The organism is Collimonas arenae (assembly GCF_001584165.1).
In the GTDB taxonomy this organism is placed as follows: Bacteria; Pseudomonadota; Gammaproteobacteria; order Burkholderiales; family Burkholderiaceae_D; genus Collimonas; species Collimonas arenae.
Window position 1 is genome coordinate 1,060,088 of the sequence record NZ_CP013233.1, and the last position, 12,256, is coordinate 1,072,343.

General features: G+C 55.4%; 16 protein-coding genes. 12 read left to right on the forward strand and 4 right to left on the reverse strand.

The window, feature by feature from the left end:
- Positions 1–204 precede the first annotated feature (204 nt).
- Together CAter10_RS23075 and CAter10_RS04965 are read left to right on the forward strand one after the other, a co-directional pair.
- Entirely contained in the window at positions 205–432 is a 228-nt protein-coding gene (locus CAter10_RS23075) for a hypothetical protein (protein ID WP_061532540.1), read from the forward strand.
- Positions 429–1,442 carry an SGNH/GDSL hydrolase family protein gene (locus CAter10_RS04965; protein ID WP_205630290.1) on the forward strand — a complete coding sequence of 338 codons (1,014 nt, stop codon included), beginning with the start codon at positions 429–431 and terminating at the stop codon, positions 1,440–1,442. The genes CAter10_RS23075 and CAter10_RS04965 overlap by 4 nt, the downstream gene beginning before the upstream one ends.
- 72 nt (positions 1,443–1,514) lie before the next feature.
- On the opposite strand, the gene CAter10_RS04970 is transcribed toward CAter10_RS04965, so the two are convergent.
- The gene (locus CAter10_RS04970; protein WP_061532541.1) at positions 1,515–1,871 is read right to left on the reverse strand and encodes a FlxA-like family protein; all 357 of its coding nucleotides are present in this window, start codon (positions 1,869–1,871) and stop codon (positions 1,515–1,517) included.
- Between the two features lie 152 nt (positions 1,872–2,023).
- Between CAter10_RS04970 and CAter10_RS04975 the strand changes: the two genes are divergently transcribed.
- Entirely contained in the window at positions 2,024–2,248 is a 225-nt protein-coding gene (locus CAter10_RS04975) for a VF530 family protein (protein WP_061535167.1), read from the forward strand.
- 142 nt (positions 2,249–2,390) lie between these two features.
- Entirely contained in the window at positions 2,391–2,783 is a 393-nt protein-coding gene (locus CAter10_RS04980) for an SRPBCC domain-containing protein (protein ID WP_061532542.1), read from the forward strand.
- Positions 2,784–2,862: 79 nt separating this feature from the next.
- Here CAter10_RS04980 and CAter10_RS04985 read toward each other — a convergent pair whose 3' ends face one another.
- The gene (locus tag CAter10_RS04985) at positions 2,863–3,939 is read right to left on the reverse strand and encodes a zinc-binding dehydrogenase (RefSeq protein ID WP_061532543.1); all 1,077 of its coding nucleotides are present in this window, start codon (positions 3,937–3,939) and stop codon (positions 2,863–2,865) included.
- A 74-nt stretch (positions 3,940–4,013) separates the two neighbouring features.
- On the opposite strand from CAter10_RS04985, the gene CAter10_RS04990 reads away from it, so the two are divergent.
- Positions 4,014–4,952 carry a LysR family transcriptional regulator gene (locus CAter10_RS04990; protein ID WP_231879177.1) on the forward strand — a complete coding sequence of 313 codons (939 nt, stop codon included), beginning with the start codon at positions 4,014–4,016 and terminating at the stop codon, positions 4,950–4,952.
- Between the two features lie 201 nt (positions 4,953–5,153).
- Here CAter10_RS04990 and CAter10_RS04995 read toward each other — a convergent pair whose 3' ends face one another.
- Positions 5,154–5,393 (reverse strand): hypothetical protein, encoded by a 240-nt coding sequence (locus CAter10_RS04995; RefSeq protein ID WP_128082982.1) that lies wholly within the window; start codon positions 5,391–5,393, stop codon positions 5,154–5,156.
- A 68-nt stretch (positions 5,394–5,461) separates the two neighbouring features.
- Here CAter10_RS04995 and CAter10_RS05000 point away from each other — a divergent pair, with 68 nt between their 5' ends.
- The 6 genes from CAter10_RS05000 (at position 5,462) to CAter10_RS05025 (ending at position 10,561) form a co-directional block, all read left to right on the forward strand.
- Positions 5,462–6,721 (forward strand): hypothetical protein, encoded by a 1,260-nt coding sequence (locus tag CAter10_RS05000; RefSeq protein WP_128082983.1) that lies wholly within the window; start codon positions 5,462–5,464, stop codon positions 6,719–6,721.
- A gap of 151 nt (positions 6,722–6,872) precedes the next feature.
- Complete coding sequence (locus tag CAter10_RS05005; protein ID WP_061532546.1) at positions 6,873–7,820, forward strand: cupin-like domain-containing protein; 948 nt, start codon at positions 6,873–6,875, stop codon at positions 7,818–7,820.
- A 61-nt stretch (positions 7,821–7,881) separates the two neighbouring features.
- Positions 7,882–8,643, forward strand: coding sequence for a helix-turn-helix transcriptional regulator (locus tag CAter10_RS05010; protein WP_061532547.1), 762 nt, complete (start codon positions 7,882–7,884; stop codon positions 8,641–8,643).
- Positions 8,644–8,687: 44 nt separating this feature from the next.
- Entirely contained in the window at positions 8,688–9,143 is a 456-nt protein-coding gene (locus CAter10_RS05015; RefSeq protein WP_061532548.1) for an Mpo1 family 2-hydroxy fatty acid dioxygenase, read from the forward strand.
- A 16-nt stretch (positions 9,144–9,159) separates the two neighbouring features.
- Positions 9,160–10,182, forward strand: a complete 1,023-nt coding sequence (locus CAter10_RS05020) for a 2-dehydropantoate 2-reductase (protein WP_061532549.1) — start codon at positions 9,160–9,162, stop codon at positions 10,180–10,182.
- A 106-nt stretch (positions 10,183–10,288) separates the two neighbouring features.
- A complete protein-coding gene (locus tag CAter10_RS05025) occupies positions 10,289–10,561 on the forward strand; it encodes a hypothetical protein (RefSeq protein WP_061532550.1) in 273 nt (90 codons plus the stop codon).
- Between the two features lie 755 nt (positions 10,562–11,316).
- On the opposite strand, the gene CAter10_RS05030 is transcribed toward CAter10_RS05025, so the two are convergent.
- Positions 11,317–11,499 (reverse strand): hypothetical protein, encoded by a 183-nt coding sequence (locus CAter10_RS05030; RefSeq protein WP_128082984.1) that lies wholly within the window; start codon positions 11,497–11,499, stop codon positions 11,317–11,319.
- A gap of 392 nt (positions 11,500–11,891) precedes the next feature.
- Between CAter10_RS05030 and CAter10_RS05035 the strand changes: the two genes are divergently transcribed.
- Positions 11,892–12,182, forward strand: coding sequence for a PsiF family protein (locus tag CAter10_RS05035; RefSeq protein ID WP_061535169.1), 291 nt, complete (start codon positions 11,892–11,894; stop codon positions 12,180–12,182).
- Positions 12,183–12,256: the final 74 nt, after the last annotated feature.

A 12,256-nucleotide genomic window follows, 5' to 3' on the forward strand; every position in this document is an offset into this window, starting at 1 on the left:
ATCCCGCTGTCTGGCTGCCGGCCCATTCCTGTCGTCCAACTTGCCGTTCGCAGTAACTACAATAAGGAAACCAGCAATGAAAACACTCTTCGTACTTTGTACCCTGTGTTCCAGCATGGCTTTGGCACAAGTGTCTCCTGATGTAAAACCAGATGCCCGTTTCACTCATCAACTGTCTTCTTCCGGCCACTGTCCAAGGAGCAGTTGCTCAAACAGCAATCTACGCAGTCGGCTAAAAAAACTGGCGCTACCAGCTTGCGCACGGAGGCCGTTGCCAGCACGGCCAGCACCAGTACCTACACTTACTTGCGCTGTTTCTACCGCACCAACAACAATCCGACCAAACCGACCACCACCTATGTCTGGGGGCTGGACCGTCCAGCGGCGATTACTACCGCATCAACGGCTACTGGTGGGCGGGTGGACTGTTGAACTGGCAAAACATGTTCTATAGCGATGTGACGCAAAACACATTGCAATCGGTTTGCCAGAGCACGCTCACCGCTAAAGGCATCAGCCAGCCGGTAGCCATGGTCGCTGCAGCCGACAATGCGTTGTCGTTCAACTACACAGTCTGGACCACTGACAGCGTCGCCCAGAACGGCATCAACAAGATCGTCGCTTTCGGCGACAGCCTGTCCGATAATCAAAACATCTACAACGCATCGAACTGGACTCTGCCAAACTCCAATAGCTGGTTCCTGGGGCATTTCAGCAACGGTAATAACTGGGTGGAATACCTTGCCGGGAATCTGCAACTGCCGTTATATAACTGGGCCATCGGCGGCGCAGGTGTGACTACCCAGAATCTGGTGATTCCGGGCGTGATCCAGCAGGTGCAGTCGTACACGACGTACATGCAGAAGGCGCAGAACTACCAACCGCAGAACACCTTGTTTACGCTGCTGATCGGCGGCAACGATCTGGTCAATTACAACAGCACGGTCGATCAGGTCATCAGCGGCGAAACGCAGGCCTTGCAAAACCTGATCCAGTCGGGCGCCCGCAACATCCTGCTGCTCAAACTGCCCGACGTTTCGAAAGCGCCGGTGTTTACCATCAAAACCAATGGTGCAACGGTAGCGGCGCAGGTAACGGGCCTGAACAATCGCCTGGTTGCGCTGGTGGCTTCACTACGGGCACAGTACGGAAGCAGCCTGAATATCCAGTTGTATGATACCTACGCGCTGTTCAACGATCTGCTGACCAACCCAGCCAAGTATCAGGTCAGCAACACCACGCAGTCCTGCCTGAACATCAATACCGACTCCAGCACCAACTATCTGCAAACGCAGACAGCGCGTTCCCAGTGCAACAACCCCGATTCCTTCGTATTCTGGGATACGCTGCATCCGACCACGCATACACACAAGTTGTTGGCCGATGCAGTTACGGCCTTTGTCAGTGGCAGTTTTGCTAATTTGAGCAGCCCAGGCAAGTAGTGCCGGGTAGCTGCCGCCCGGCTCGGGGCGGCAGCCGGCTTGCTGTGTGTGTGACAAGACCGGCCTTACGATTCAGACGTAGAGATCCACGCTGCCGCCTGACGACAGCGTGGATTGTTTTTTGCGTGTTGCGTTCGTCGCCGCATCCTGAGTCGCTTCCTGCATGCTTTGCTGTGCGTCGCTTAGCGCAGGTGCTGCTGCCATTTGAGTTAGCCGGCTGATTTCGGATTCGATCGAGGTGATTTGCAATTGCAGCATCTTCACACGCATGTCGGTCAGTTTAGAGTCCGGTTCTGCTGCCGCATCCTTCAAAGTCGAAACAAGCTGCTTTTGCAGGCTGGAAAGTTGTTTTTGCAACGCGGTGATCTGCGATGCAATACTCGCCGTGGAGCGATCCGCGCTTTGTACTGCACTGGTTTTTGAAATCATGACGTTCCTTTGAATATTGCTGTCATTCAGTTAACGACAAATCTCGCGAAAACTGTAATTCTTTACTTAAGCCGGGGCAGTTTGCTAGCGCTAGCGCTCACAAGTGCGGGCCTAGCCGTAAAATGACAGCTTGAATGTTGATCGAGAAGCGCATGACACAAAACACACATCACCACCTGCATGGCGTCACCTTGGAAGCAATGCTGACCGAACTGGTGGAGCATTTTGGTTGGGAAGGCTTGGCGCAGCGTATCGATATCCGTTGTTTCAAGAGCGATCCAAGCATCAAGTCGAGCCTGACCTTCCTGCGCAAGACGCCTTGGGCGCGCGAGAAAGTCGAAGCGTTGTACGTCGGCATGCGGCGCGCACTCAAATAATTTTTTGTGGAATCAGGTAGAGTTTTGTCGCAAGCAGTTTAAGTATTGTTTGACCGCGCCATTATTGGACGAAGCAGGCTGATTGCTATGGCGCCTGAGTGATCCGGATAGCTCTCTCAATAGCACTGAAGGAAGAATCGCCATGCGCAATGTCATTTACAAGACGGTAGTCTTGAAAGCCTCAGCCGAAGCCCTGTTCGACATGTATGTTGATCCGGTCATGCATCAGGCCATTACTGGCCAGCCGGTCATGGTCGCAGCGGAAGCAGGGGCCGAGTTCGAGGCTTTTGACGGCGCACTGAGCGGTGTCATGCTACAGGTGGTCAAGCCTCGGCTGATTGTGCAGACCTGGCGTTCGAGTGCATTTGCCGAAGAAGACCCGGATTCGATACTGATCCTGTCGTTCCATACGCAAGGCGAGCAAGGGCGCATCGACCTGGTGCATCTCGATGTGCCCGACCAGGATTACGAAAACGTCAAGATCGGCTGGCGAGAAAAATACTTCGAGCCTTGGCGAGAATTTTTGGCAAACTAATCGTCGCTCATTTTCCTTGGCATTGCCGCCAGATTTTTATCGTAACTTGCGGCACCGGTCGATGCCGCAAGGATCTTCCTTATCGCTGCTCGAACAGCACAACCGTCGATTGCAGTCCCGCCATTTGCGCCGCATGATCGATTGCTGGCTTGAGTGCAGAAAATCCAAAAGTCTTCACGTCCACCGTATCCAGCGACAACAGACCGCTCCTGACTAGCGACAGCAGCGCCAGGTAGTCTTCCGGGGTGTACATGAAATGTCCAATCAATTCCCAGCTGTTGAGCAGCATGGCGCCATACGGCACCGGCAGCGGTACTTGCATGCTACCCATCAGGATCAGGCGGCCACGGCGGCGCAAGCTGTTCAGCATTGCGAGTGTGCTGTTCGGATCAATGGCCTGGCCTACCATGTCGAATGCCAGGTCAATACCGCCGGCAGCAGCATCCCGAATGGCCGCAGTGTCGGCTGCGACCTCTCCCGATAGCACTATCGGCAGCACGCGTCCCTGGCCGAGTTCGACCAGGCGCTGCAGCGATGCCGCACGGCGTCCAAGCGCCAATACTTTGCCGGCGCCCATGGCCAACGCCGCCATGACGGCCGCCGAGCCGAAATAGCCACTGGCGCCATTGATGGCGACGGTTTCGCCGGCAGCCAGCCGGCCACGGCGCAAGCCGCCGAACGGCACCACGAATTTAGCCAGTACCGCCAGGCGCTCGGCGGGCAGATGATCAAGCCCCTCCAATGGCAGCAGCGTCGAAGCCGGCATGTCGACGATTTCGCGCAGCGTGCCATGCGGGAACGCCGCCAGCATATTGCCACTGTCATGGCTGATGCCGGTCAGGCCAATCAGGATTTGCGCCGGTTCCTGGACCGCTTCATCGGTAATCCAGTAGGGATTCAACGCAACCCGCTGTCCTGGGTGGAAATGCTGCACACCGTCGCCAACTGCGACGATGCGTCCTATGCCATTGGTGCCGGGGGTGAAAGGGCCAGGCGGGTAAGCATAGGGCAACTTGCCTTGCAGGTAATCGCCGGTGTAGCTCAGCAGCGGCGCTGCCTCCATCCGTATCAGCGTGGCGCCGGGGCGTAGCGCAGGTTGTGCAACTTCCCGCATTGCTAACGAAAGTTCTGCCTGATTAAACATCCATGCTTTCATGCTCATCTCCTGGTTGCGGTGTCGATGATTGAACTTTACGGCGCGGCCACGTATATTTGAAATTAATTAATAGCATGGGACGTATCAATATGATTGATCTGCGTGGAGTCGATCTCAATTTGCTGGTATCGCTGGATGCATTGCTGGAGGAGTGCAACGTGACCAAGGCGGCAGCGCGTCTGCATCTGACGCAGCCGGCGGTGTCGACGCAACTGGCGCGCCTTCGCAAGATATTCGACGATCCATTGCTGATACCGGCCGACGGTGGGCGAGGCATGACCCCGAGCGCGCACGCGTTGGCGCTGGTCGAACCCTTGCACGCCGCATTACGCGACCTGGAGACCGTGATCAGGCAGCGTCCTGCATTCGACCCGTTTCGAGACAGCCGGCGTTTTGTCATCGCCGCTAATGATAATGCGACCGCAGTGCTCGGCTTGCGGTTGATGGAACAATTGCCGTCGCTGGCCGGGGAGGGGATCAGGATCGCCTTTGTAAATGCCGACCAACGCCAGGTCGCCACGCAGCTGGAAAGGGCCGAAATCGATCTGCTGATCGGATCGGAACGCATGGTGCCGCCATCGATGAAAGCGCGGAAACTGATGGACGAGCATTTTGTGATGGCGCAGCGCAAAGGGCATCCGCGCGGCCAAGGCGAGCTTGATCTGGAACAGTATTGCGCGCTCAAGCATGTGCTGGTTTCAACCAGCGGCGGCAGTTTTCATGGTTTTATGGACGAACATCTGGAACAGATGGACCGCCGGCGCGACGTCATGCTGTCAGTGCAGAATTTCACGCTGGTGCCGGATTTGTTGTGCAACAGCGATTATGTGGCGACGCTGCCGAGCCGCCTTGTGCATCGCTACCAGGATCGGCTCGACGCATTCGCATTGCCGTTCCAGGCACGCGGTTTTTCGCTGTTTGCCGCCTGGCATCCGCGTAACCAGGGTGACCCGGGTTTGCTGTGGTTGCGCGACACGATAGCGGCGGTGGATGCTGGAACAGTAATCGGGTAGTTTGTGCCAGATTCCAAGAGCCATCCTCATCGAGAGGTTATCTGACTGATTTACTGTAATTTACCTGCATAATCTTGTCACATATATATTTTTCCACACTTTTATATCTGCGGACCTGTCAAAACTGACAGGTGTGGCTACCGCAAATTCTCAATAGAATGAAAACCGTCTATCGGAGCCTATCCTCTCCTATGTTGATATTTAGCCCGCTGCCGCAAGGTGGTGGGCTTTTTTTGATCTCCCTCCAGTGCTCCCCGGCACCGGTTCGCCGCGATTCTTTGATGAAAGCGCGGCTTTTTTATGGCCGATACCAGCGTCGATAATGCGGCGATGGCGAGTAAAGGCGCGTTTCGTCCACAAGCGCGAAACCTGGTAGTCGTTTTCTTTCTGCAAATAAAAATATATAAAGAAAATGGCCGGTTTAAAATTGTGCCCGCTCAACATGTGAAAACATCGCTGCAATCAAGAAACGGCGGGGCAGCGGCAATTGGCCGCCATAGGGAAGAACAATGCAGAAAATCAAATCGGCCACATCCGTACTTTTACTCCTGGGGTGCATGCTCTTGCTGGCCGGTTGCGCCTCCTTGTCGACGTCGATCTCGCAATTCGAGAAGGGCGACTACGTCGCCAGCGTGAAGTCGACGCTCAGCTACCTCGATGAAAAATACAAGAAAACCGACTACGACGACAGCGATGACAGAAACGGTATCCGTGAACGCCTGCGCATCATTGTGGCCAGTTACGAAGCGACGATTCAGGGCGCCGGCGAGCGCGACTACGATCGCAAGATAGGCGCCTACCTGGCGTTGCTGGATATTCGCACGGCGCTCGCGGCGCGGAGTTATTACCCGAAGTACACCGACTTGCCGTTGCGTTACACGGACGCCACCTTGCGCGACACGCTCGCCTCCGAGTATTACCAGAAGGCTAGCGCGGCAGCGGCCTACAAGGATGAACGCCAGGCGGCGATCAGCTTTGCCGCCGCGGCCGATATCTATCGGCCCTACGGCGACTACAGGGACGCTCGCAAACAGGCCGACAAACACCGCTACGCCGCCGACAGCCTGGATGCAGCGGCCTATTACAAGCAGGGCACGGAACTGGCGGCGAATAATCCGCAGCGTCGGCGCTCGATATATCGCGATGCCGGCCAGGCGTTTTACAATGCCTACAACGTCTACCAGGAACACGGTTCCTACAAGGATGCGCAAGCGCTTTCCGACAAATACCGTACGCTTGGCACGGTGGTGCTGCAGGTCAGCAGCAACGATCCGGACGGCGACATCACTCGCAGCGTGATGGGGCTGTTCAATCTCGGTTTCACCCGTTTCCAATACCAAGGCGGCAATGCCGACCTCGGCATGTACATCAACACCTCCTATGTCTACTATCCGCCACGCGCCCGGGAGTACGTTGAAGCGCTGAGCGAGAATGTCGATACGAAAAATCCGGACGGCAGCACGTCAACCAAGACCTATCGTTTCAACCGCAGGGTTTTGGTGGAAGAGAACTCGTTCCAGATCGTGCTCGACCTGTCGGTGACGCGCGTGCCGAACCTGGATCTGCGCTATAACGAGGGCGCCGAAAGCCGCCGCACCACAATCAGCTATTTCGGCGACGTGCCGAGGAGCGGCAGATATGGGTATCGCACAGAAGGTTACCTGATGGACCGCAATCAGCTGTGGCAAAGCGTGCAGGCGCAATTGATCAATCGCCTCGGCAATGACAACAGGATTCGCATGATCCAGGACGATATCCGCAATTTCTGATGGCCGGATAGCGGCATCGGCGAGGAAAGGCAGGGCGCCAAAATTTCCCGGCACATCCTGCTAATATACTGGCTTTCCTGCCGGGTTACCGCTAGCGCACCGGCCGGTTCTCACTTGATTTTTCCTTCGATTTTTTCTTCGTTTTTTGTCCATGACTTCGATTCGCGGCCCATCCTTCCAATTAGTCGACCAGATCGACGCCGAGCAACTCAAGCGCGACGGTGGTTTCGGTGAGCGAACCCGGCCATTGCTGGTGAAGGGCGCGCTGCGCAACTGGCCGGCGCAGCAGGGCTGGTCGTTTGAACAGATGGCCGCGCTGCGCTACAAGGACGGCTCCGAGCCGAAAGTGAAGTTCCAGAATGGCCTGGTCGAGCAGGGGCAGACCAGGCATCGTCCGGTGATGCCGGTCGGTCCTTATCTGCAGGAGCTGGCGGCGATCGCACGGCAGCCTCTGGCTGACGATATTGGATTGCTGCCTAACCAGCGTCGCCATCAGTTGGCTGCGGGTGAACAGTTTTTCCTCGATTGGTCGTACATGCAATCGTTCCAGCCGGATCGCATGTACCTGGCGCAATGGAATATCCTCGATGAGTTTCCGGCGTTGCGCAACGATTTCTCGATCAAGGAATTGTGGCCTGGCTGGCGCTGGACCTGGGAGTATGTGTTCATGGGGCCGGCCCACACGGTAACCGGCCTGCATTACGATTTCCCGCACAACTGGTTTTGCCAGGTCCGCGGAACCAAGGAATTCATCCTGTTCCCGCCCGAGCAAACGCCGCACATGTGCATCTCGCAGAAGTACGACTGGGGAGCGATCCTGAGCGACATCAATATTTCTCGCCTCGATCAGCAGCCGGAGCAGTTGCGCGAATTTGAAAAAACGCAGGGGCTGTACGCACGGGTCGAACCCGGCGATGCGCTATTCATTCCCAAGCGCACCTGGCACGCCGTGGTATCGCTGGAGCCGTCGATTAGTCTCGGCGTGTTTGGCCTGACGGCGCCCGAAGTGCTGTTCGGCGGTGTGCCAAATGAGCTGAAAAACGTTTTCCACAAAATGCACCTGTACCGTTGGGGCAATTGCACCTGTCACAAATACTGACGGCGTTGGCGCAACGGTCCGTGCCACGAATTTTTTCAAGCGTAGGCAAAGTAGGGAATTGATGAATTCACAACGCTCTCATCTGTTTCTCTGGCGCGGCCGCGCGCTGGTGGTCGGTCCTGGTATCGATTCAAAATTCCATGCACATTTTGCGACGCAACTGACCTGGGGGCTGGATGCGCCATTCCAGGCGCGCCTGGCGCCGGACCAACCGTGGACTACCACACGCGCAGCAGTCTTTGCATCCAACCAGACCCATCAGATCCAGTGCGACGCGACACTGCTCGCGCATCTATTCATTGAGTTGCCGCAACGCTCACAGAGCATGCCGAGTGCGCTGCTGGCGGGCTTCGATCACGTTGTCGATTTTGCGCGGGTTCGCAACGCTCTCGATCATGGCAGGAGCGGCAGCTTGGAACTTGAAGATGCGGAACAGGCAATGCGGGACTGGCTGTCCTGTGCGGCGCTGGGCGATGCCGCACAACAGCAGATTGACCCGCGCATCAGTCAAGCACTGGCGTGGATCGATCACCGTCCCGGCGCCGCGGTTAGCGGCGCGTCGCTAGCCGCAGACGCGCATCTCTCACCCAGTCGCTTTACCCATTTGTTTCGCCAGCAGACCGGCTTGTCGCTGTCGCGCTATCTGCTGTGGTCGCGCCTGCTGGACGGCGTTGAGGCGGTCGCGCGCGGCGACAACATGACCAATGCCGCCCATCACGCCGGGTTTGCCGACCTGGCCCACATGAGCCGGACCTTTCGCCATACCTTCGGCGTAGTGCCATCGGAGCTGCAAAAGATGGCGATTGCGTTCAAGCGAGACTGAAAACGATGGTCTAAGATGGTCTTATATTAAAAACGGAGACCGTCATGAACACAGATTCGCAATCCCTGTCCGCGCGCGCCATCGATACCTTGCTCGCCAAGTATTCCGAAAGCCATCTCAATCCCGTCAATGAAATCATCCATTTCATTTGTGTGCCGGTGATCGTCTTTACCTTGCTGGGTTTGCTGTGGACGATTCATCCGCTGGTGGCTGTGGCGGCGGCGCTGGCGTCGTTGCTGTATTACTTCTCGCTGTCGGTACCGCTGGCGATCGGCATGCTGTTGATGTTCGGTTTCATGCTGGCGCTGCTGTATGTGCTGCCGCCACAGTGGATATTGCCGCTCTCGATCACGGTGTTCGTGCTGGCATGGATCGGTCAGTTCATCGGCCACAAGATCGAAGGCAAGAAACCATCGTTTTTCGACGACCTGCGTTTCCTGCTGATTGGCCCGCTGTTTGTGCTCGGCTTCCTGTACCGGCGTCTCAGCATTGCCTATTAATCGTTCGCACGCCGCAATGAAAATTGCCATCTTCGGCGCCGGATCGATCGGCGTCTACATCGGTGGATCGTTGCTGGCATCCGGCGCTGAGGTCGTGCTGGTAGGACGGGCGCGGATGCGTCAGCAGATTGCCCGCGAAGGCTTGTTGCTGACCGATCTGTCAGGACGCAGCATGCAGTTGGCAGCGGTTGACGTACCGTATGCTGAAACCGCTGCGGCACTGGCCGATGCCGACCTGATCCTGGTGACCGTAAAGAGCGCCGATACGCCAGCTGCAGCGACAGAAATTGCCGCGCACGCCAAACCGTCGGCGCTGATTGTCAGCCTGCAGAATGGCGTCGGCAATGCCGACACATTGCGGCAGGCCTTACCTGGCTGGACGATATTGGGCGGCATGGTGCCGTTCAATGTCGCGCAAATGGCGGGCAGCCGATTTCATCGTGCCACCGGCGGGGAGCTGGTGATCGAAGCCAGTCCTGCACTGCGAGGCTGGGAGACGGTGTTTCGCGCCGCACATTTGCCGCTGCAGGAAAGCGATGAATTTCCGTCCATGCAGTGGGGCAAGCTGTTGCTGAACTTGAATAATTCTGTGAATGCGCTGTCCGATCTGCCGCTCAAGGCGGAGTTGTCGCAACGTGCATACCGGCGCTGCCTGGCCCTGCTGATCGAAGAAGCGTTGCCGTTACTGCGCGCGGCCGGAATCCGGCCGGCAAAAATTGCCAGGGTGGGACCGCAATTGCTGCCGACATTGCTGCGTCTGCCGGACGCATTGTTCAAACGTCTGGCTGCGACCATGCTGCAAATCGATCCCGAGGCGCGTTCGTCGATGTGGGATGACTTGCACAACGGGCGTTTAAGCGAAGTCGATTATCTGAACGGGGCGATTGTCCGCTTGGCCGAGTCGCTGGGACGCGAAGCTGCGGCCAATCGCCGCATTACCGCACTGATCCATGCAGCAGAGGGAACAACGCTGAGACCACTGTCGGGTGAGGTGCTATACAGCGCCCTTGCCGGAGCATCGCAAAAAGAAATGGTCTGAATTGCACCGAGTATGGAACGTTAAACGCATGGACAGCTCGAAACAGAGTCATTGCATCAGATCGTCGTCATTCATCGTTGATCCATTGTGAAATGAAAGGCCGAATATGAAGAAACTGCCAAGAAAAGAACTGCTGGGCGCGCTGGCTCTTGTGCTGGCGACCATCCCTTTTGCTTACGCTCAAAATGAGCCGATCCAGCCACGTGAGCCAGGCGCCGCCCTTGAAGGCCATCCCGATGCACGCAACGATCGCAGTCCCGCATCTTTCTACGACGGTGCACATCGGATCAATACGCATAGTGTCATGCGTTGCAAGGACGGTACGTTGCAGAAAGCTCGTGCCGATGCTTGTCGCGGTCACGACGAAAAGCCGAAATGATCATGGACGTTACCGCTCCGTGTTGCAGACATCAATTGCAATCATGCTGATATATGAATGCGGAATATCTGTTATTGGTTAAATAAAGCAGACAAGCATGTTGCATCGCCATATAGTTACACCTGTCTCCTCCAACACCTCCTAAGGTTTGGATTCAGCCCGCAACCGCAAGGTGAGCGGGCTTTTTTTGTCCCCACGGCTTGCATCGCTGTTTTGCGCTGACGCCGATCAATGCAGCGCAAGTTTCCTGCCTTGTTGTGAGCAGAGCAAAAAAATCCATATGAATCAAATAGATAAGACGCCAGCTAAAAGGTTATCAACAGGCTTGCGCACAATTTTTGTGGGTAACTTGCGAGGGGTGGCATCGCCGGATTCTTTGCCGAGAATATCGAAGCGCGGCAGAATTGCCCTGCATTGCTGCGAGCATGGTAAAAAAATCGATATAAATCAAATAGATAGATTGCTAGTCAGAAGGTTATCAACAGGCTTGCTCACAATTTCTGTGGGTAACTCACTCGGTAATATCCGGCCTGATCCACTACGGATGATACGGATCGGCTATGAATGCCCAGTTGTGAGCAGCCCGATAAAGTCTATATGAATCAAGTAGATAGCATGCAGGCTAAAAGGTTATCAACAGGCTTGCTCACAATTTCTGTGGGTAACTCGATTGAAGGTGGCAGCGTTGCATTTCTTTGGGTAATAAAAAGCCCCGCAAGGTGCGAGGCTAGTGGATTCGATCAGCAAGCGCCCTATTAGAAGCGCAGGAAAGAACCGCTCAGGCGCTTGTATGGGGCTGTCCAGACTGTCAGGATCTTTTCGATCCAGCTTGGGCGCGCATTAACGGCGCTGCCGATAGCATGGAAAGAGTTGTCAGAATGTGCTTGTGCCTGCATCGAACGTGTCGACAGCGGAAGCGGAGGAGAGATACTGGCCATGATTTTGCCTTTCAATTAGTCGTCTTTGTTGCAGTGCAGTATAGGCAATCTCAGATAACGAAGCCAATTTCGGTTTTAGATATTCGCCATATGATTTATGAATATCAAGCCGGCAGCGTATATTCTTGGAGGCATGTGCTTGCGCACAGGGCATTGATTGATTGTGTTGTACATGGCGCATGAGCATGAATATGCGTGTGTCAATCGCTAAATTGCTGCTTTTATGCCAGAAGCGCATAAGCATATAGCTAACATATTGGCAGCTGACAATTTTCGTGCTGTAATGCAGCAAGCCACAGCATGGCTATATGGAGTCGGGCGCGGCGATGGATAGTGTCGCCACCGTCATTCTTGAAAGATGTAACTTCACTGCGTTCGAAACGGAGAAAACCATGAAAAAACTCTCAGGCTTGGCCTTGCTTGCTTGCTGCTTTATTTTTAATCCAGCATTTGCGGCAAATGAGCAGCAAAATAAAATGGCATCGTGCAACAAAGACGCCACTGGTAAAACCGGGGACGACCGCAAGGCTTTCATGAAAGATTGCTTGAGCAGCAAGCCTGCCGCAGCCGCACCCATGACCCAGCAAGAGAAAATGAAGTCGTGCAATGTCGACGCTACCGGCAAGAAGGGCGACGATCGCAAGGCGTTTATGAAGCAATGCTTGTCAAAACCAAAGGGCTAAGGCGTTTCGTCACAAGCGACGATTCAGTTGCAAGTAAAAGCCTCGCTCATGCGAGGCTTTTTTTTGATTTTCAT